Origin of the sequence: Herbidospora solisilvae, assembly GCF_009901565.1 — a bacterium.
GTDB lineage: Bacteria > Actinomycetota > Actinomycetes > Streptosporangiales > Streptosporangiaceae > Herbidospora > Herbidospora solisilvae.
This window is the reverse complement of sequence record NZ_WXEW01000001.1, coordinates 1,069,443-1,088,954: the sequence shown is the minus strand read 5'-3', so window position 1 is coordinate 1,088,954 and position 19,512 is coordinate 1,069,443. Positions and strand designations below refer to the sequence as shown.

14 protein-coding genes are annotated in these 19,512 nt (G+C 71.8%); 8 read left to right on the top strand and 6 right to left on the bottom strand.

Annotated features, from left to right (window positions below):
• Position 1: 1 nt before the first annotated feature.
• From GT755_RS04620 to GT755_RS40410, 4 genes are read left to right on the top strand one after another with little or no spacing between them, the layout of a single operon-like run.
• Positions 2–1,150: an acyl-CoA dehydrogenase family protein gene (locus tag GT755_RS04620; RefSeq protein WP_161478410.1), complete on the top strand. Its 1,149-nt coding sequence runs from the start codon at positions 2–4 to the stop codon at positions 1,148–1,150.
• Entirely contained in the window at positions 1,150–2,229 is a 1,080-nt protein-coding gene (locus GT755_RS04615) for an HAD-IIIC family phosphatase (protein ID WP_161478409.1), read from the top strand. Before GT755_RS04620 ends, GT755_RS04615 begins: the two co-directional genes overlap by 1 nt.
• The gene (locus GT755_RS04610) at positions 2,219–2,995 is read left to right on the top strand and encodes a thioesterase II family protein (RefSeq protein ID WP_161478408.1); all 777 of its coding nucleotides are present in this window, start codon (positions 2,219–2,221) and stop codon (positions 2,993–2,995) included. The genes GT755_RS04615 and GT755_RS04610 overlap by 11 nt, the downstream gene beginning before the upstream one ends.
• On the top strand, positions 2,992–3,654 hold the full coding sequence (locus GT755_RS40410) for a 4'-phosphopantetheinyl transferase family protein (RefSeq protein ID WP_161478407.1): 663 nt from the start codon (positions 2,992–2,994) through the stop codon (positions 3,652–3,654). Before GT755_RS04610 ends, GT755_RS40410 begins: the two co-directional genes overlap by 4 nt.
• On the opposite strand, the gene GT755_RS04600 is transcribed toward GT755_RS40410, so the two are convergent.
• The 5 genes from GT755_RS04600 to GT755_RS04580 all read right to left on the bottom strand — a co-directional run bounded on the left by GT755_RS04600 (position 3,617) and on the right by GT755_RS04580 (position 14,931).
• Positions 3,617–4,777, bottom strand: a complete 1,161-nt coding sequence (locus GT755_RS04600; protein ID WP_161478406.1) for an acyl-CoA dehydrogenase family protein — start codon at positions 4,775–4,777, stop codon at positions 3,617–3,619. The genes GT755_RS40410 and GT755_RS04600 overlap by 38 nt on opposite strands.
• Positions 4,774–8,559, bottom strand: coding sequence for a type I polyketide synthase (locus GT755_RS04595; RefSeq protein WP_161478405.1), 3,786 nt, complete (start codon positions 8,557–8,559; stop codon positions 4,774–4,776). Before GT755_RS04595 ends, GT755_RS04600 begins: the two co-directional genes overlap by 4 nt.
• Complete coding sequence (locus GT755_RS04590) at positions 8,556–13,238, bottom strand: type I polyketide synthase (RefSeq protein ID WP_161478404.1); 4,683 nt, start codon at positions 13,236–13,238, stop codon at positions 8,556–8,558. The genes GT755_RS04595 and GT755_RS04590 overlap by 4 nt, the downstream gene beginning before the upstream one ends.
• Positions 13,239–13,310: 72 nt before the next feature.
• A complete protein-coding gene (locus tag GT755_RS04585; protein ID WP_161478403.1) occupies positions 13,311–14,105 on the bottom strand; it encodes an ABC transporter permease in 795 nt (264 codons plus the stop codon).
• Complete coding sequence (locus GT755_RS04580; protein ID WP_161478402.1) at positions 14,095–14,931, bottom strand: ABC transporter ATP-binding protein; 837 nt, start codon at positions 14,929–14,931, stop codon at positions 14,095–14,097. Before GT755_RS04580 ends, GT755_RS04585 begins: the two co-directional genes overlap by 11 nt.
• 335 nt (positions 14,932–15,266) lie before the next feature.
• Here GT755_RS04580 and GT755_RS04575 point away from each other — a divergent pair, with 335 nt between their 5' ends.
• The 4 genes from GT755_RS04575 (at position 15,267) to GT755_RS04560 (ending at position 18,388) form a co-directional block, all read left to right on the top strand.
• A complete protein-coding gene (locus tag GT755_RS04575) occupies positions 15,267–16,775 on the top strand; it encodes a glycosyltransferase family 39 protein (RefSeq protein WP_202609578.1) in 1,509 nt (502 codons plus the stop codon).
• Positions 16,776–16,854: 79 nt separating this feature from the next.
• Entirely contained in the window at positions 16,855–17,544 is a 690-nt protein-coding gene (locus GT755_RS04570; protein ID WP_161478401.1) for a phosphotransferase, read from the top strand.
• Positions 17,528–17,971, top strand: coding sequence for a DUF1707 SHOCT-like domain-containing protein (locus GT755_RS04565; RefSeq protein WP_161478400.1), 444 nt, complete (start codon positions 17,528–17,530; stop codon positions 17,969–17,971). Before GT755_RS04570 ends, GT755_RS04565 begins: the two co-directional genes overlap by 17 nt.
• 6 nt (positions 17,972–17,977) lie before the next feature.
• Complete coding sequence (locus GT755_RS04560; RefSeq protein WP_161478399.1) at positions 17,978–18,388, top strand: hypothetical protein; 411 nt, start codon at positions 17,978–17,980, stop codon at positions 18,386–18,388.
• Here GT755_RS04560 and GT755_RS04555 read toward each other — a convergent pair.
• The gene (locus GT755_RS04555; protein ID WP_161478398.1) at positions 18,367–19,419 is read right to left on the bottom strand and encodes a helix-turn-helix transcriptional regulator; all 1,053 of its coding nucleotides are present in this window, start codon (positions 19,417–19,419) and stop codon (positions 18,367–18,369) included. The genes GT755_RS04560 and GT755_RS04555 overlap by 22 nt on opposite strands.
• Positions 19,420–19,512 lie beyond the last annotated feature (93 nt).

Genomic DNA, 19,512 nt, shown 5'->3' with positions numbered 1-19,512 from the left:
CATGACGACCCTGGCTGAGACCGCGCCGGACGTCCTTCGGGTCACCGACAGGAAGTCCGCCCGCGCGTTCGTCGACACCCACATCGTCCCGTACGCCGACGCGTACGACCGGCGGGGCCGGGTCCCCGAGGAGCTGCTGGAGCGGATGACCGCCGCCGGGCTCTGGGCGCCCTTCCTGCCCCGCGACACCGGCGGCGGGGGGATGGACCTGGTCACCCTCGGCGAGGTCCACGAGGAGGTGGGCCGGGGCTGCTCCTCGGTGCGCAGCCTGCTCACCGTGCACACGATGGTGTCGTGGGCGGTGCAGCGGTGGGGCAGCCCGGCCCAGCGCGAGCAGTGGGTGCCGGCGCTCGGCCGGGGAGACGTGCTCGCCGCGTTCTGCCTGTCCGAGCCCGGCGCCGGCAGCGACGCCTCCGGGATCGCCAGCAACGTCGTGGAGAAGAACGGCGGCTGGGTGCTCAACGGCGTCAAGAAGTGGATCACCAACGGCCAGCGGGCCGACCTGTTCCTGGTCTTCGCCCGCACGGCCACCAGCATCGGGGCGTTCCTGGTCCCCAGGGACAGCCCCGGCGTCGAGGTGACGCCGATCGAGGACATGCTCGGCACCCGGGCGTCGATGATCGCGGAGATCTCCTTCCGCGACGTCGCGCTCGGCCCGGACGCGCTGCTCGGCCCGAGCGGCTTCACCGCCGGCATGGTGCTGACCGGCACCCTGGACCTCGGCCGCTACAGCGTGGCGACCGGCTCGGTCGGCATCGTCCAGGCCGCGCTGGAGGCCTGCGCCGCGTACGCCTCCCGCCGCACCGTCGGCGGGTCGCTCCTCAAGGACCTGCCGCTGATCCAGGCGAAACTCTCCGACATGGTCACCGACGCGCGGGCGGCCCGCCTGCTCGTCGCGGAGGCCGGCCGGCTCAAGGACGCCGGCGAGGCGTCCACGATCATGGCGACCTGGGTGGCGAAGTACTTCGCCTCCACCGCCGCCGCGCGGCACGCGTCCGAGGCGGTCCAGATCCACGGCGCGAACGGCTGCGGCCACGACTACCCGGTGGCGCGGCTGTACCGGGACGCCAAGGTCATGGAGATCATCGAGGGCAGCAACGAGATCCAGCGCATCACCATCGCCAGCCAGGCAGAACGGGAGATCATCTGATGACCGTGGTCGACGAAACGCCCTTTGTCGTCCCGGAGAAGCCGGTCCAGGGACGGATCAAGTGCGTGGTCTGGGACCTGGACAACACGCTCTGGGACGGCGTGCTGCTGGAGGACGGCGAGGTCACCCTGCGGCCCGCGGTGGTGGCGCACATCCACCGGCTCGACCAGATGGGCGTGCTGCACTCGATCGCCAGCAAGAACGACGCCGACGCCGCGCTGGAGAAGCTGCGCGAGTTCGGCCTCGACGAGATGTTCCTGCACCCGCAGATCAACTGGAACGCCAAATCCGAGTCCATCGCGCGCATCGCGAAGGCGCTCAACCTCGGGCTGGACGCGTTCGCCTTCGTCGACGACCAGGAGTTCGAACGCGGCGAGGTCGGGCACGGCCTGCCCGCCGTCACCCTGGTCGACATCGTGGACCTGGAGGAGGCGCTGGCCCGGCCGGAGTTCATCCCCCGGTTCGTCACCGACGAGTCCGCCCAGCGCCGCCCCATGTACCAGGCGCAGGCCGCGCGCGACGATCTGGAGTCCGGTTTCGTCGGCACCAACGAGGAGTTCCTGGCCGGGCTGGAGATGCGGTTCACCATCGCCCCGGCCGTACGGGACGACCTCCAGCGGGCCGAGGAGCTGACGGTCCGCACCAACCAGCTCAACTCGACCGGCCGCACCTACTCCTACGAGGAACTGGACGAGCTGCGCGAGTCCCCCGACCACCTGCTGCTGGTCGCCTCCCTGACCGACCGGTTCGGCAGCTACGGCAAGATCGGCCTGGCCCTGGTGGAGAAGGGCGAGACCGAGTGGCGGCTCAACATGATGCTGATGTCCTGCCGGGTGATGTCCCGCGGCGTCGGCATGGTGCTGCTCAACCACATCATGCGGCTGGCCCAGGCGGCCGGGGTGAGCGTGCGCGCCGACTTCGTGGAGACCGGCCGGAACCGGATGATGCAGATCACCTACGCCTTCGCCGGGTTCCGCGAGGTCAGCCGGGACGGCGTCCACGTGGTGCTGGAGGCCGACCTGAGCACCGTCCAGCCGCCCCCGTCCTACGTCCAGCTGGAGATCATCGATGAGCTTTGACGACGCCGGCCGGTGGATGCCGTTCGCGGGCCAGACCGGCGCCGGCCCCGGCGCGCTCGCGCTGTACTGCCTGCCGCACGCCGGCGGCGCCGCCTCCACCTTCCGGAGCTGGCAGCGCGTCCTGCCGGGGGTGGCCGTGCAGCCCATCCAGCTCCCGGGCCGGGACAGCAGGCTCAGGGAGCCCGCCTACGACCGGATGGGCCCGCTGGTGGCCGACCTCGCCGAGATCATCCAGGCGGACGTCTCGCTCGGCTCGATCGACCGCAGGTACGCCCTGTACGGCCACAGCCTCGGCGCGCTCGTCGCGTTCGAGCTGGCCCGCGAGATCCGCCGCCGCGGCGGCCCGCCGCCGGTGCACCTGTTCGTCTCCGGTTCCGTCGCCCCGCAACTCGCCTACGAGGACGGCAAGCCGGTCGGGCAGATGTCCCGGCCGGAGGTCGTCTCGATGCTCCGCGAGCTGGGCGGCACGCCGGAGTGGCTGCTGACCGATCCCGGCGTGCTGGACATGATCCTCCCGGCCGTGGTCGCCGACTTCACGATCAAGGAGACCTACGAGTACCGCGACGAGAAGCCGCTGGACATCCCCATCACGGCCATGCCCAGCACCGACGACTCGCGGATCAAGGCCGAGACCGTGACGCCGTGGGGTGAGCAGACCACCAGGGAGTACGAGCTCCAGCCGTTCGTCGGCGGCCACTTCGCGGTGTTCGAGCAGGCCGCGCTGACCCACAAGATCATCTCCAAAGCCCTGCTCAAATGGATGTGACGGACACCTTCGTGTGGCGGGTCCACCTCGATCAGCCGGATGGCGCGAGGTGGGCCCCGCTGCTTTCCGGGGACGAGCGGGCCCGCGCGGCGGCGCTGGCGACCCCGGTCGAGCGCCGCCGCTTCACGGTCGCGCACGCCGCCCTGCGGGCCCTCCTCGGCGGGCTCACCGGCCTGCCGCCGGCCGAGCTCGTCTTCGGCGCGGAGGACAACGGCAGGCCGTACCTGGCCGGCCGCCCGATCGACTTCAACCTGTCGCACTCCGAGGAGTGGGCGCTGATCGGGGTGGCCCCGCCGGGCCTGCGGGTCGGCGTCGACGTCGAGCGCGTCCGCGACGACCTCGACCATCTGGCCATGGCCCGGCATCTGTACCGGCCCGCCGAGGTCGACCACCTGACCCGGGCCGCCTCCCCCCGGGAGGAGTACTTCCGGCTCTGGTGCGCCAAGGAGGCCTACATCAAGGCGACCGGGGCCGGCCTGGCCGGTCTGCGGGACGCGCTGGTGACGCACGAAGGGAACGCGACGGTGGGTTCGTCGCGTTCCCTTCGCTGGCTGGACGTGGCGCCCGGCTACGCGGGCGCCGTGGTGACGACCACTGTCACGACCGCTGTCACGACCGCTGTCACGACCGCTGGGACACCGGCACCACGTACCGGTTGAACACCAGGTCCCGCAGCACGTCGTCACCGCCCTCCACGATCGACACGTACCGCACGTCCCGCAGCAGCTTGCCGATCACCGCGTCGTGGGTGTAGCCGACGCCGCCGAACATCTCGGAGGCGGCCGAGGCGATCTGCCAGCCGGTCTGGCCGCAGAACATCTTCGTGGTCAGCGCTGCCTTCAGCGTGCCCACCCGGAGGAACTCCGCGGCCGCGTCCGGCCGGGCCGCGATCTCGTCGTACCGGCGGGCCGCCGCCAGGCACTGGTTGGCCATCACGTCGATCTGCATCTCGAACTGGCCCAGCTTGGCGGCGAACACCGCGTTGTTCGCCAGGATGGCGCCCTTGACCTGCTTGGACCTGCCGTACTCCAGGCACACGTCGCGGATCCGGCGGGCGACGCCGAGCGCCGTCGTGGCGATCAGGATGCGGCTGGCGTTCAGCCCCACCTCCAGCAGCCGCAGCCCGTTGCCGCGCAGCACGTTGGCGGCCGGCACCCGGCAGTCGGTCAGCGTCACCTGGTAGGTCGCCGAGGAGCGCAGCCCCAGCACGTCCCAGCGTTTGTCGATCCGGACGCCCGGTGTGTCCCGCGGCACCAGCACCGCCAGGTAACCCGCCGGGTCGTGTTCGGCGCGGGCGACCACCACCAGGAAGTCGGCGAAGTCGGCGTTCGTGGAGAACGCCTTCTCGCCGTTCAGCACGACGTCGTCCCCGTCGCGGCGGGCCGTCGTGGTGATCCTGGCCAGTTCGCTGCCCGCCGCGTGTTCGCTGCCGAGCGTCGCGCAGAACCCGTTTCCGGCCACCAGCTTGCCCAGATAGTGGTCGCGTAGTTCGGGGGAGCCGTACCAGGACACCATGCTGGTCGTCAGGACCGGGATGAACAGGGTGAACGCGGCGCCGGCGTCGGCGTAGGCGAGTTCGGCGACGATCCGCACGCCGTCCTCCAGGCTGAGGCCGGGGCCGCCGTGCTCCTTCGGCACCCACCAGTTCGCCAGGCCGGTGTCCGCGAACCGCTCGTACAGCGGGAGCGGCGCCTCGGCCAGCGAGTCGAGGTAGGCGTCCTTGCCGATGAGCTCCCTGCGCGCGAACGCCTGGACCGCCCGCACGTGCTCCGGCTGCCTCATCCGGTCTCCCGTTCGTCGAGCAGCTCGGCCAGCTGGCGCACCGTGGGGCACTCCAGCAGCCCCGTCACCGGGACCGACGCGTTCAGCGACTTGCGGATCCTGGTGGTCAGCTCGATCGCGAGGAGCGAGTGGCCGCCCAGCTCGAAGAAGTTGTCGGTGGCGCCGATCGGCTCGATGCCCAGCACCCGAGACCAGATGTCGGCCAGCGCCGCCTCGGTGCCCTCGGCCGGCTCCACGTAGGGGTTGTTGAGATCCGGCCTCGGGTGGCGTTCCTGGTCGTCCGGGGTGTCGTCGGCGCTGTGGATGTCGCTGGTGACCCACATCGCCAGCCGGCCTTCCAGCGGACCGGTCGAGATGACCAGATGGCCGGCCCGGTCGGTGGCCGACAGGGCCCTCTCGAAGACGTCGACGCCTTCCGCCGGGGCCATCGCGAAGCCGACGACGGCCTCGCTGTGGCCTTCCAGCCGGCCGGCGTCGATGCTCCAGGTGTCCCAGTCGACGGTCACCCAGCGGGGTCCGCCCGCCACCCGCGACTGCCGGACGTAGGCGTCCAGCGCCGCGTTGGCCGCCGCGTACGGCGCGAGCGTCATGCCGCCCAGCACCGCCGCGATGGACGAGAGCGTGATCCGCCGGTCGGCGGCGTGCCCGTCGAGCACCTTCTCCAGCACGTGGAAGCCCTTGACCTTGGCGGACAGGTGGGCGTCGCACTGGGCGCGGTCCATCAGGTGGGCGAAGTTGAAGTAGGCCCCGTCCTGCACGCCCGCGCCGTGCACCACCACGTCGATCCCGCCGAACCGCTCGACCGCGGCCTCGACCACGGCCGCCATCCGCTCCTCGTCCGCCACGTCGGCGGACAGGCACAACACGGTCGCGCCCCGGCCTTCCAGGTCCAGGATGTTGCGGATGTGCCGGGCGGTGCGCTCGCTGCCGGAGGGCGTCTCGGCCAGGAACGCCGCCCACTCCTCGCGGGGCGGCAGCGGCGACCGGGCGGTGAGGACCAGGTTGCAGCCGTACGCGGCGGCCAGGTGCCGGGCGAGCACGAGCCCGACGTCCCCGAGGCCACCGGTGATCAGCACGGTCTCGCCGTTCCCGATCGGGCGGGTCTCGTCGGTCAGCTCGTCGATCGGGAACTGCTCGTAGGCCCGCAACCAGGTCTCGCCGGCGCGGACCGCGACCGGGCCCTCGTGCGGGGCCAGGATCGCGGCCAGGATCTGGACGGCGTCGCCGGCGGCGTCGACGTCGATCGTGCGGGCCCGGATCCGGGGGTTCTCCTGGGCCAGGCTGGGGGCCAGCGCCGCCATCGTGGAGTGCTCCGGGTGCCGCAGATCCGAGCCGAGCACACCGGCCGCCCCCGAGGTGAGCAGGGCGAGTTCGGCGCGCGGCGCGGAGCCGCTGTTGTCGACCAGTTCCCTGGCCAGCGCCAGCACGGAGTAGAAGCCGCGGCGCTGTTCGGCGTCGAAGTGCGCGGCCGGGTCCTGCCCCGGCGCCGGCTCGGAGGCGGCCAGGCTGAACCCGTGGACGATCGCGCGCGGCGCGACCAGCAGCGAGTACAGCAGTTCGGCCATGTCGTCGGGCTTGTCCAGCCGGACGGTGAAGTCCCCCGAGTCGTGCTGCTCGAAGCTCTCGCCGCTCCGTACCGCCGTGACCTCGGCGCCCGCCGCGTTCAGCCGGTCGATCAGGGCCTCGCCCCGGGCGTCGTCGGCGAAGACCAGCCAGGGACCGGCCGCGCGCAGCCGCTCGTCCAGGTCGGCGACCGCGAACGGCCGCTGCCTCCAGGTCGGCAGGTACGTCCACTTCGACCGGTCGAACGTCTTGTCGTCGCTCACCGGGGCGGCCTGCGTGTTCGGGTTGGCCTTCACCCAGTAGCGGCGCTTCTGCCACGGGTAGGTGGGCAGTTCGACCCTGCGGCCCGCGCCCCGGTGCAGCGCGGTCCAGTCGATCGTGCTGCCGGCCTGCCACAACCGGGCCAGCGTGGTCAGCAGCCACTCGGCCGCGGGCGTCCCGTCGACGGGGGCGACGGCGATCTCCTCCGACGCCTGGGCGGCGTCCTCACGCGTCACCTGCACGCCGAGCCGCCGCAGCCCGTCGGCCAGCGCGCCGACCGCGTCGTGCCGGTCGGTGCCGTCCTCGATGCCGATCACGGCGTCGACCGCCGCGAGCAGCTCCGGCCACCAGGCCTCCGGCACGCCCTCCGGCGTGACCAGGCGCACCTTCGGGTTGCGGCGCTGGGTCTTGGCGTTGATCCAGCGGGAGGGGTCGGTCAGCGCCACGACCGCGTCGTCGCGGTCGGCGACCACGACCGCGCGCCGCAGGGCGAACCCGCCGCGCGACATCTGCAGGGTGAACGCCACGTCCGCGACGTCCTCGCCGGAGTCACCGGCCAGATGACCGGCCAGCCGCTCGCCGAGCTCGTTCAGCGCGTTCTCGTCGGCCGCCGAGAACGTCAGCAGGTGCGGGCCCGGCCGGTGCGGGAGGGCCGCGCGCGGCGGGGCCTGCTCCAGCACCACGTGGGCGTTGGTCCCGCCGAGGCCGAACGAGCTGACCCCGGCCCGGCGCGGATGCGGTCCCGCCGGCCACGGCCGGTGCTCGGTCAGCACGGTGAACCTGTCCTGCGCGGTGGCCAGCGCCGGGTTCGGCTGGGCGTAGTCCGGCACACCCTGGAGCAGCTCGTGCTTGAGGCTCAGCGCGGCCCGCATCAGTCCGGTCACGCCGGAGGCCCGGTCGAGGTGGCCCAGGCTCGGCTTCAGCGAACCGAGCACGGCCGGGGTCTCACGCGGCTGGGTGAACACCCGGTTCATCGCGGCCAGCTCGATCGAGTCGCCCAGCATCGTGCCGGTGGCGTGGCACTCGACGTAGCCGATGGTGTCGGGTTTGACCCCGGCCACGCCGAGCGCCGTCTCGATCACGTCGGCCTGGCCGTCCACGCCCGGCGCGGTGTACCCGGCCCGCATCCGGCCGTCGTTGTTGGCGGCCGAGCCGAGGATGACGGCGTGGATCACGTCGCCGTCGGCGAGCGCGTCCGACATGCGCTTGAGGGCCACCGTGCCGACGCCGCTGCCCATCACGGTGCCGCCCGCCTCGGCGTCGAAGCTGCGCACCCTCCCGTCGGGCGACATGATGCCGCCCTGCTCGTACAGGTAGCCGGCCGGCTGGGGGAGCGGCGTGAACGCGCCGCCCGCCAGCGCCATGTCGCACTCGTAGGTGAGCAGGCTCTGGCACGCCAGGTGCACCGCCACCAGCGACGTCGAGCAGAACGTCTGCACCGACACCGCCGGTCCGCGCAGCCCCAGCTTGTACGACACCAGGTTCGCCAGCGAGTCGCGCTCGTTGCCGATCGCCATCAGCATCGCGCCGCCCGGCGCGTTGGCGAGATGGAAGATGTTCTTCACCACGTAGTCGGGGAACCCGCACCCGCCGAACACCGCGACCTGTCCCGGCACGTCGGTGGGGCAGTAGCCGGCGCTCTCCAGGGCCTCCCACGAGGTCTCCAGGAACAGCCGGTGCTGCGGGTCCATCATCTCGGCCTCGCGCGGGTTGATCCCGAAGACCCCCGCGTCGAAGTGCTCCAGGCCGTTCAGCGGGCCGCCGATCCGCACGTAGCGCGGGTCGGCGATCAGCCCCGGCTCGACGCCGGTCTCCCGCAGCTCCTCCTCGGTGATCTCGCGCAGGCCCTTGATCCCGGACAGTACGTTTCGCCACAGGTCGGCGACGCTGTCGGCGCCGGGAAAACGACCGGACATGCCGATCAGCGCCACCGCCGATGCGTAGTCGGTTTCTGTCATGACGTCCTTCCGCTCCGGAGCATGTTCCGCCGCTGTTCGATGCGCGAGGTGCGCTGCTGTTCGCGCACGTCGGCCGTCTGCTCTTCCTTGGCCTCGCCCGCGGTTGCCGCTTCGGCGAGCGATGAGATCGTGGGCGACTGGTAGAGGATGTGCGGCGGGAGGTAGGTCAGCCCGAGCGCCTTCCGGACCTCCGTGATGATCTCCATGCCGAGCAGCGAGTTGCCGCCCAGCTCGAAGAAGTTGTCGTGCACCCCGACCGACTCCAGGCCGAGCGCCTCGGTCCACACCTCGGCGATCTTTTCCTCGGTCTCGTTCTGCGGCTCCACGAACGCGGTCGACAGGTCGGGCCGGGGGTGCCGGCCGAACGCGTCCCTGAGTTTCTTGACCGTCGCCTGGTGGCTCTCGATGGACGACTTGCGGCTCATCGCCACCAGCGGGGCGAAGTCCTGGGTGGAGGCGACCACGTGCCGTTCACCGCTGTTCAGCACCCGGACGAGGGTCTCGAAGCCGTCCTCGAAGCTGAGCCCGAACAGGCCCCGGTACCAGGTGAAGTACTGCTTGGAGCCCTCGTCGTAGTTCTCCAGGCCCTCCGTCCAGCCGTTCCAGGTCCACTCGCACCAGTCGACCGAGGTGACCAGCGCGCCGGGCAGGGGGTCGCTGAGCGCGAAGGAGTCCAGGAACGCGTTGGCCGCGCAGTAGTCGACCTGGCCGGCGCCGCCGCCGGTGGCGGAGGTGGTGGAGGAGTAGAGGGCGAGGAAGTCGACCGGCACGTCCTTCAGCACCTCGGCCAGGGCCAGCGAACCGGCCACCTTCGGCGCGAGCGTGCGCTCGATGTCGGCCACCGTCTTGAACTGCATCAGGCCGACCGCCGGCACACCCGCGCAGTGCAGGACGCCGTTGAGCTCGCCGAACCGCTCGATCGCCGCGTCCACCGCCCGCCGCACGTCCGCGACCTTGGACACGTCGCCGGCCACCGTGACGACCTCGGTGCCGCCGGCCTCCAGGCGGCGCAGGCCCTCGACCCGCCGCCGCACCTCGTCGGCGGTGGCAGGGGCGGCCAGGATGTGGCTCCACTGCTCCTTCGGCGGAACCGGGGTGCGGCCCAGCAGCACCAGGTTGGCCTGGTATCTCTCGGCCAGCAGCTCGGCCATGCCCAGGCCGATGCCGCCCAGGCCGCCGGTCACCAGGTAGGTCCCGCCGCGCCGCACGTCCACGGCCGGGGCGGTCCGGTCGATGGCGGCCGCGTCCAGCACCTCGTAGCCGGGCGTCCACCGGCGGCCCTCGCGCAGCGCGACGACCTGGTCGGCGGGGTCGGCCCGCAGCTCGGCCAGCAGCCCGCGCAGGGCGGCCGGTCCGGTCTCGGCGTCGACGTCGATCAGGCGGGTTCTGACCCTCGGGTACTCGACCGGGATCAACCGGGTCGGGCCGAGCAGCGTGTTGCGCTCGGGGATGATCGTGTCGCCGGACAGCACCTTCTGGCTGCCGACGGTGACGATGTCCAGCGACCAGGTCGGCAGGCCGAGGTCGACCGCGGCCCTGGCGAAGGAGACCAGCGTGTACAGGCCGCGCTTCAGGCACTCCTGGGTGGCGTCGCCGCCGGCGGGGGCCGGGTCGGCGGTCCACAGGTGCACGACCCGTTCCGGCGCGAAGTCACGGCCGCCGAGCGTCCGCAGCGCCGTGACGACGTCGTCCTGCGAGCCGGGGCGGACGACGAAGCCGTCGGGGGTGTCGGCGTAGGCGTCGCCGGGCCGGACCAGCACTACCTGGTGGCCGAGCGCGTCCAGGGCGGCGCGCACCGTCCCGGTCAGGGTGTCGGCCAGGCCGGCGTCGGTGAAGAGCAGCCACCTGGTCTGCTCCTCCTCGCGGACGAGCTGGGGAGCCGTCTGCCGCCACACCGGGATGTTGATCCACCGCTCGTCCGGGAGGCGGGGCAGCGCGGTCGCGATGCTCGTGGGGTCGCTCTCGTCCAGCAGGGGCACGCCGGTGGTCAGCGCCGACTGGTCGATCTCCAGCCAGTAGTCCTGGCGCTCGAACGGGTAGGTCGGCAGCGGCACCCTGCCGGGCGTCCAGCCGTCATGTAAGGCGTCCCAGTCGATCGGAACCCCGGCCAGCCAGAGTTTGCCGACGGCGGTCGCGGTGGCGGCGAGCGTCTCCACCTGGTCGCCCTGGCCGGGCAGGGTGGTGACGATCAGCGGCCACTGGTTGCGGTCGCAGTCGGGGTGGCCGCGGGTCAGCGCGCCGAGCGACTGCCCGGGGCCGATCTCGACCAGGGTCAGGTCGCCGCCGCGCAGCACGTGCGCGAGCCCGGCGCCGAACTCGACCGTCTCGCACATGTGGCGGGCCCAGTAGCCGGGGTCGGTGACGAGCCCGGCGGTGGCGATCTCGCCGGTGACGTTGCTGACGTACGGGATGACCGGCGGGTTCAGCGTCACGTTGGCGCTGATCCAGGAGGTCAGCTCGGCCGCGACCGGTTCGAGCATCCGGGAGTGGAAGGCGTGCGTGGTCTGGAGGCGGCGGCAGCCGATCTCGGCCGCTCTGAGCCGCGCCGCCGCGGCCTCGACGCTCTCCTCCGGCCCGGCCAGCACGAGCTGCGAGCCGGTGCGGACCGCGACGTCGAGGTCGAGGTCGCCCAGCACCGCCTTCAGCCGCTTCTCGTCGGCGGCGACGGCCAGCATGCCGCCCTCCGGCTGGGAGGTGATCAGCTTGGCCCGGTAGGCGACCAGCTTGAGCGCGTCGGCCAGCGACAACACGCCGGACAGGCAGGCCGCGACGTACTCGCCGAGGCTGTAGCCGACCATGATCTCCGGCTTGACGCCCCAGCTCGTCAGCAGCCGGGCCAGCGCGTACTCGGCGACGAACACGGCGGGCTGGATGAGATGCGCGTTCGGGGCCGACCGCGGAGAGGCGTCCCCGGTCCGCCCGAGCAGCGCGGCCAGGTCGGGGGCGGTCGCGGGCCCGGCCGGGACGAAGACGTCGGACAGCTGGGACGCCTCGGTGAGGCCCAGCAGGCTGACGCACTCGTCGACGTCGGCCCGGAAGGCGGGCTCGGCCTCGTACAGGGCGGCGACCATGCCCGGATACTGCTCGCCGACGCCGGCGATCAGGAACCCGGTCTTGCGGCCGACCGCCGTGTCGGTCCGGCCCAGGGGCCCGGCCGGGTCGGTGAGCAGCGCGGCCGCCCTGGCGTTGCCGTCGGCGACGACGACCTTGCGGTGGTTGAAGACCTTGCGGCCCTTCTGGAGGGTGTAGGCGACGTCGCCCAGGTCCACGCCGGGGTCGGCGGCGATGCTCTCGCCCAGGCGGACGGCCATCCGCTCGGCGGAGGCGGCCGACCGGGCCGACACCGGGAGGATCTGCCAGCGGCGGGGCCGCTCCGGGCGCGGGGCCGGGACGGGGGCCTCGACGATGATCGCGTGCGCGTTCGTGCCGCCCATGCCGAGCGAGCTGATCCCGGCGATGCGCGGCCGGTCGGCGCTGCGCGGCCAGGGGGTCGGCTGGGACGTGACGTAGAACGGGCTGGCCTCGAAGTCGATCTCGGGGTTCGGCGCGGTGTAGTGCAGCGTCCCGGGGATCAGCTCGTGCCGCAGCGACTGGACGACCTTGATCAGGCCGGTCGCGCCGGAGGCGCGGTCGAGGTGGCCGACGTTCGGCTTGATCGAGCCGAGGATGCAGTACTGCTTCTTCTCGGTCTGACCGAACGCCCTGGTCAGGGCCGCGACCTCCATCGGGTCGCCGACCTCGGTGGCGGTGCCGTGCGCCTCGACGTAGGAGATCTGCGACGGGTCGACGCCCGCCTTCTCGATCGCCTTGGACACGCAGCGGCGCTGGCCGTCGATGCTGGGGGCCAGGTAGCTGAACTTCATCGCGCCGTCGTTGTTGATCGTCGAGGCGCGGATCACCGCGAGCACGGTGTCCCGGTCTTCGATCGCCTTCCCCAGGCGCTTCAGCGCGACCACGGCCGCGCCGTCGCCGAACATGCTGCCCCGGCCCTGCGCGTCGAAGGTCCGCACGTGGCCGTCGGGCGACTCCTGGCCGCCCTCCTCCCACAGGTAGCCGGTCCGGTCCGGGATCCGGACCGACACGCCGCCCGCGAGCGCCATGTCGCACTCGTCGCGGCGCAGCGCCTCGCTCGCCAGGTGCACCGCGACCAGCGAGGTCGAGCAGAACGTCTGCACGGTCACGCTCGGCCCGGACAGGTCCAGCCGGAACGACACGTTCGTGGCCAGCGAGTCCTTGTCGTTGCCGATCATCAGCGCGGACGTGTCGATGCCCATGGCGAACGCCTGGAGCCGGGTCAGCAGGTAGCCGCTGATGTTCATGCCGGCGAACACGCCGACCGAGCCGCGGCTCTCCGGCGAGCCGTACCCGGCCGACTCCAGGACCTCCCACACGCATTCGAGGAAGAGCCGCTGCTGCGGATCGGCCAGCGTCGCCTCGCGCGGGTTGTAGCCGAAGAACGCCGCGTCGAAGCCGCGGATGTCGTCGAGAATCGGCCGGCTCCGGACGTAGTTCGGCTTCGAGAACGTCGCCGCGGGCACGCCCGCCTCAATGAGTTCCTCGTCCGAGAAAAGCGTGAAGGATTCGACGCCGGTGCTGATGTTCCGCCAGAACGTTTCGACGTCATTGGCTCCCGGGAATCGACCGGCCATGCCGATGATCGCAATATCGGAATCGTCCACGGGTGGATGTTGCTGCGTCATCAACATGCCCCTATTCACCGAATTCGTTGGTTGGTTTGTGCCGGCCGTCTTCTAGAGCAGCCCGCCGCGGCCCCAGCCGCGGGTGAGCCGGCGAATCGCGAACACACCGCAGACCAGCGCGATCCCCAGCAGGATCGCCGCGGGCCGCACGACTCCGGCCGCGTCGCCGGAGACCGCGGCCTGCAACATCTCCAGGGCCCAGTAGCCGGGGGACGCCTGCGCGGCGACCTGCGCCCACTCCGGCATCAGGCTCAGCGGCACCAGTGCCCCGCCGAGCGAGCTGAGCGTCAGCGCGCCCACGTCCGTGATCACACTGAGCTCGCCGTGGCTGCGCACGATGGCGGCCAGCAGCGCGCCGATCGCCAGCAGCGTGAACGCCCAGAGCAGGATGGCCCCCAGGACCAGCGGGACGTTGCCCGGGATGGGCAGGCCGATGACGAGGCAGCCGTACACCAGCAGGATGGTCTGCTGCGCGACCATGACCACGTAGATCGGCAGGGTCTTGCCGATCAGCAGCTCGGCGGCCGGCGCCCGGCTCACCCGGAGCCGGTCCCAGGTCTTCCAGGTGCGCTCGGCCAGGATCGCGTTGCCCGCGATGGAGATCGCGAACACCGAGAACATGACCAGCAGCCCGGTCACCACCTTGGTGGTGCCGCCCTCGACCGCCCGTACGTACAGCGGCTTCAGGACCAGCATCAGGACCATCGGCATGACCACGTAGCTGATCGTCTGGCCGGGGTCGCGGAGCCGGATGAGCGTGTTGTTGTTCGCCAGCGCGCGGATCCGGTACAGGGATTCGCGCAGGGCGGCGGCCGGCCCGGGGCGGTAGCCGGTGTCAAGGAGCATCGCTGACCGCCAGGGATCGGTAGAGGTCGTCCAAGGAGGGGTTGTGGACCTCGATCGTGCTGATCGGCCGCTCGGCGCGGCCCAGCAGGTCGATCAGGGTGGCCGCCGGCTGCGTGGTGGAGACGCGGACCTCCTCCTCGTTGTCGTGGATCAGCCGCACCTCCCCGGGCAGACCGTCGACCAGCTCGTCGTAGGTGCCCCGCGCGATGATCCTTCCGTTGCGGGCGACCGCGATGGTGGCCTGCAACTCGACCAGTTCGGGCAGGTAGTGCGTGGTGTAGACGATGGCCGCGCCGTCGCCGGCGCGCTGCTTGACGACGTCGAGCATCGCCTCGCGGGTCTCCAGGTCGGCGCCCGCGGTCGGTTCGTCCAGCAGCAGCAGGCCGGGCCGGTGGATCAGCGCGGTGGCCGCCTGGACCCGCCGCTGCTGCCCGCCGGAAAGCGCCGCCGTCCTGCGGTCGATGAACGCGCCGAGCCTCAGCGCGACGGTCAGCTCCTCGATCGCGCTGTCGAGCGCGGCCCGGCGCAGCCCCGCGAGCTTGCCGAACAGGGTGAGGTGCTCGCGCACGGTGACGGACGGATAGAGCGCTATGTGCTGCGGCGCGACGCCCACCCGCCCCCTGCTCGCCGACGGCGGACGCCCGTCGATGGTCACGTGACCGCCGTCCTGACGGATCAGGTACGACACGATCTCCACGAAGGTCGTCTTGCCCGCGCCGTTGTGCCCGACCAGCCCGACGATCTCACCGGCCGCCACACTCAGGCTGAATCCGTCCAGCGCCAGGACCGGGCCGTATCGCTTGACAAGATCGATGGCTTGCAGCAACGTGTCACCTCCTTGATTATTCACCTCGAAAAGACGGTTGCTTTTCGCGGGCCCGCGAATTTGATAATTCGAATTTGGTCGAAGAAATCGAGTTACCGCTACAGTAGCGGCGGCGGGCCCGGCCGCTATTGGCAGGAAGTGGCCATGGAGAACCGGCCAACGGCGGGCGGCCGGTCCCCGGCAGGGGTCACCCCTACGCGCCGGCGGCACAAAGACAGGGGTTGCGCCCGGCGCCGCGTCCGGCCCATTCCGGGCAGGCTGACCTGCGAAAACGGCCATTCTCAATTGACAGGAAACCGCTGTTCATATTGACCGGTTGATGTCAGAATCTCCGGGTGGCCATCGAACGCTCTGACACGAAGTCGCGGGAGGAAGGCGACAGTCGCCTCAGAGGGCTCCCATCGGTCGCGGCGGGCCCGATCGCCGCCGTCGCGGCGTCGCTCGCGGTCCTGCTGACCGCCTTGTCCGGCCGGTACGGATTCCACCGCGACGAGCTCTACTTCATGGTCGCCGGCGATCACCCCGACTGGGGCTACGTCGACCAGCCGCCGCTGACCCCCCTGCTCGCCCGCGCGAGCACCGCCCTGCTCGGCGACACCCCGGCCGCGCTCCGCGTCGTCGCGACGATCCTCTGCGTGGCCTCGGTCGTGACCGTCGCCCTGATCGCCCGCGAACTCGGCGGCGACCGCCGGGTGCAGTCCGTCGCCGCCTGCTGCGCGGCCGCCTCCGGGATCGTCCTGGGCCTGGGCCACCTGCTGGCCACCGCGACCTTCGACATGCTCGCCTGGCTGGTGATCAGCCTGCTGGTGCTGCGCCTGCTCCGCACCGGCGACGGCCGCTGGTTCGTGGCGATCGGCGTCGCGGTCGGCGTCGGCATGGAGAACAAGCAGCTGCTGGGGCTGCTGGTGGTGACCCTGTTCCTGGCGCTCCTGCTGGTCGGGCCCAGAGACGTGCTGCGCACCCGCTGGTTGCCGATCGGCGCGCTCATCGCCCTGGTCATCGCCGCGCCCAACCTGATCTGGAGCGCCGCGAACGGCTGGCCGCAGTTCGCGGTCGCGGCCGGGATCAGCGAGGACGGCGCGGACGACCGCGTGATGCTCCTCCCGCTGCTGATCGCGCAGCTCTCCCCGCTGTTCCTCCCGATCTGGGTGGCCGGCCTGGTCCGCCTGTGGCGCGACCCGTCGATCCGCTGGGCCCGGCTGATCCCCGTGGCGACCGTGTTGCTGGTCGCCGTCGTGCAGTTCACCGGGGGCAAGTCGTACTACGTCCTGCCCCTGCTGATGGTCTCGATGGCGGCCGGGGTGGCGCCGGTCGTCGGCCGGGTCCGTCCGCGTGTCCTCGTCGCGGGCATCGCGGTCGCGGCCGCCGTCAACGTCGTCATCGGGCTGCCGGTCCTGCCGCCCGCCGCCGCGAGGTTCCCGAACGCGCTGAACGCCGAGGTGGGGGAGCAGATCGGCTGGCCGGAGTTCGTCAGGTCGGTCGCGGACGCCTGGCACCGGATCCCCGAGGCCGACCGCGCCCGCGCCGTCATCTTCGCCCAGAACTACGGCGAGGCCGCCGCGATCGCGCGGTACGGCCCCCAGCACGGCCTGCCCGCCGCCTATTCGGGACACATGAGCTACGCCGACTGGGGCCCGCCACCGGACGGCGCCGACGGCCCCGTCCTGCTCGTCCACGCCGCCGAGAACCGCCGCATCCCCGCGCGGTTCACCGACTGCCGGCTCGTCGGCCCGGTCGACATCGGCCACGACATCGACAACCAGGTCAGCGAGAACGTCATCCGGATCTGCGGCCCCGCTCCCGTCCCCTGGTCCGCCCTCTGGCCGAGCCTCCGGACGACCTGATGACGGCACCGACGAGCGGTGAGAAGATGTCACCGGGACGCCCGCCTATCGCGGCGCCGAAACCCTTAGCCTGGCTACCATGCGCGTAGGTTGCCTGATCGGGTCGGGCCGCGACTGCGACATCTACGAGGCCGGAGCGGGCAAGGTCATCCGGCGGGCCAAAGACGGCCGGAGCCTGGAGCGCGAGGCGTCCGTCATGCGCCACGCCAGCCGTGGCGGCTTCCCCGCGCCGCAGGTCTACGACGCCGACGGCCCCGACATCCTGATGGAGCGCCTCGACGGCCCGAGCCTCTACCAGGACGCCGCCGCCCACCCGCGCCGGGTCTGCGATCACGGCAGGCTCCTCGCCGACCTGCTCAAGAAGTTGTCCGCCGTCCGCGCCCCCGGCTGGCTCCCCGCCGCCTGCGCCGGCAACCACCTGCTCCACCTCGACCTGCACCCGCACAACGTCCTGCTCACGGGCGACGGCCCCCGCGTCATCGACTGGGCCACCGCCCGCCGGGGCGCCTCCGCCGCCGACATCGCCGCCACCTGGCTGGCCCTCGCGTCGGGCTACGTGGACCCCGGGCTGCGCCGCAGCCGGGATCTCATGCTGGCGGCCTTCCTCGACCGCGTCGACCGCGAGGCGGCCCGGCCCTACCTGACCGTTATGGCGGACCGCCGCCGTACCGACCGAAACGCCGACAACGCGGAGACGGCCGCCATCGACCGCCTCCTCGCCCGCGAACACACGACCCTCGAGGAGGCAGTCAATGGCAGATCGACGTGACGTCCGGGTTTCCGATGGCGATCGCGAGGCCGCCGTCGCCCACCTGCTGGCCGCCGTGGACGAGGGCCGTCTCAGCCTCGACGAGTACAACGACCGCATGAGCCGCGCCTACGCCTCGGTCACCTTCGGCGACCTGGACAAGCTCTTCGTGGACCTCCCCAGCGCCCCCGCCACGACGCCCACCGTCACCGCCACCCAGACGAAGGCCCCGGTTGTGGCGACGGGCGCGTTACCCCGCTGGCTCAAGGTCGTCTGGATCGCCTGGGCCGCCAAGGTCGCCCTCAACCTGGTCATCTGGGTCCTGCTCAGCTTCACCGAGCGCGAACTCATCTACTTCTGGCCGATGTGGGTCATCATCCCGCCGGGCCTGGTGCTGCTCGCCGTCAGCTACGCCGTCACCGCCTCCAAGCGGAGCGCGCGTTCCTGAAGGTAAATGCGCGGCGGCGTCGTGCGTGAACAGCGGCCACGGGGGCATCCGGGCGTGATGCGCGGCTGGAAGAGTTTCACCCCCGAGGAAGGACGGCGATTCGATGGCCTGGTGGCCGAGAAGGTGCCTGCCGTACTGAGCGTGATCAGTCTGGAGGTGCAGATCAAGACGCCCGAGGACCTGGACCGGCTGTCCGGCGACCTCGACCTCATCACCCGGGATCTCAGCGGGCCGACACTGGGCATGGGGCCGCCCGCTCTGTTCGTCGCTTCGACGCTGGTCATCCATCATCTGGTGGAAGCCCTCGCCGCGGCCTGCGGCGACGACCTCGAAACGACCTGGCGCAGGGAGGCCGCGGTCATCATGGAGAGTCTGGCGCAATCGCCCGGCGATGATCAGGACCCCGGCAGGGACTGACCCGCCCCACCCGGCAGATGACCAGGCTGCTCGACGTCGCCGGGCTCGGCGGCCGCTTCCCCGTCCTGGCGGGCGTAGGACGTGAGGCGGTCGGCGAGCGCGATGACGAGGTCGCGCAGTTCACCGGGGCGCTCGACGACGAATGGCCGGTCGAGTGAGGCGAGGAGGGGAGGCAGCCAGTCGAGCCGCTCCACCCGCAGGTCGACGCGCCGCCACCGCTCGCTCGTGGGCTCGTGCTCCTCCAGGCCCGCGACGCCGGCGGGAAGGCGGGCGCGGATGTGCCCGACCGTCCCGTGGACGCGCAGGGTCACCTCATGCCGGTAATCGGCCGTGGCGAACGCCGACAACACCCGTCGCGCCGGATCGGCATCCGCGGGCGCCTCGAATGAGCCGGGCAGTGCCCGCACGTCCTCGATGCGATCGAGCCGCAGGGTTCGCTCCGCGCCGATCCGGACGTCGTCGCCCGTGACGTACCACCGGCCCGCATGGGAGACGATCCCGTACGCGTGCAGCGTGCGTTCGCTTCGGCGCCCCTCGCGGTCGGTGTAGCGGATCGAGACCGGTCGGCGGTGGCGCACCGCGTCGGCGAGGGTGAGCAGGACCTCGGCGTCCGGGGTGGCGAACTCGCCGGGCTCGTCGGTGAAGGCGAGAGCCTCCAGGAGCGGGCCGAGCCGGCGGGCGAGGTGCCTGGGCAGCACCCGCCGGATCTTCGCCGACGCCGTCTCGCCCGCCGTGCGCTCCGCCGTCGTCAACCCCGCCCGGCGGCCCGCGACCAGGCCGAGCAGGACGGCCAGCGCCTCGTCGTCGTTGAGCATGAGCGGGGGCAGGCGGTACCCGGGGGCGAGCCGGTAGCCGCCGTAGCGGCCGCGCACCGACTCCACGGGCACGTCCAGGTCGATCAGCTGGTCCACGTAACGCCGAACGGTGCGTCCCTGGACGCCGAGCCGGTCGGCGAGTTCGGCCACGGTCCGGGTGCCGCCCGACTGCAGCAACTCCAGGAGCGTCAGCACGCGTCCGGTGGGTCGGGGCATCTCGTCAGGCTAACGCGGATACAGGACCGATTCTGTCCACTATCTCTCCTAGCCTCCGACGTGCACATTTCCACCGACGACCGAGGAGACATT

Bases quoted from the DNA above. Each gene is read 5' to 3' on its own strand.
- GT755_RS04585 (WP_161478403.1), bottom strand. From the start codon at position 14,105: ATGCTCCTTGACACCGGCTACCGCCCCGGGCCGGCCGCCGCCCTGCGC.
- GT755_RS04600 (WP_161478406.1), bottom strand. From the start codon at position 4,777: ATGAGGCAGCCGGAGCACGTGCGGGCGGTCCAGGCGTTCGCGCGCAGG.
- GT755_RS04610 (WP_161478408.1), top strand. From the start codon at position 2,219: ATGAGCTTTGACGACGCCGGCCGGTGGATGCCGTTCGCGGGCCAGACC.
- GT755_RS04570 (WP_161478401.1), top strand. From the start codon at position 16,855: ATGCGCGTAGGTTGCCTGATCGGGTCGGGCCGCGACTGCGACATCTAC.
- GT755_RS04565 (WP_161478400.1), top strand. From the start codon at position 17,528: ATGGCAGATCGACGTGACGTCCGGGTTTCCGATGGCGATCGCGAGGCC.
- GT755_RS04615 (WP_161478409.1), top strand. From the start codon at position 1,150: ATGACCGTGGTCGACGAAACGCCCTTTGTCGTCCCGGAGAAGCCGGTC.
- GT755_RS04595 (WP_161478405.1), bottom strand. From the start codon at position 8,559: ATGACAGAAACCGACTACGCATCGGCGGTGGCGCTGATCGGCATGTCC.
- GT755_RS04555 (WP_161478398.1), bottom strand. From the start codon at position 19,419: ATGCCCCGACCCACCGGACGCGTGCTGACGCTCCTGGAGTTGCTGCAG.
- GT755_RS04620 (WP_161478410.1), top strand. From the start codon at position 2: ATGACGACCCTGGCTGAGACCGCGCCGGACGTCCTTCGGGTCACCGAC.
- GT755_RS04560 (WP_161478399.1), top strand. From the start codon at position 17,978: ATGCGCGGCGGCGTCGTGCGTGAACAGCGGCCACGGGGGCATCCGGGC.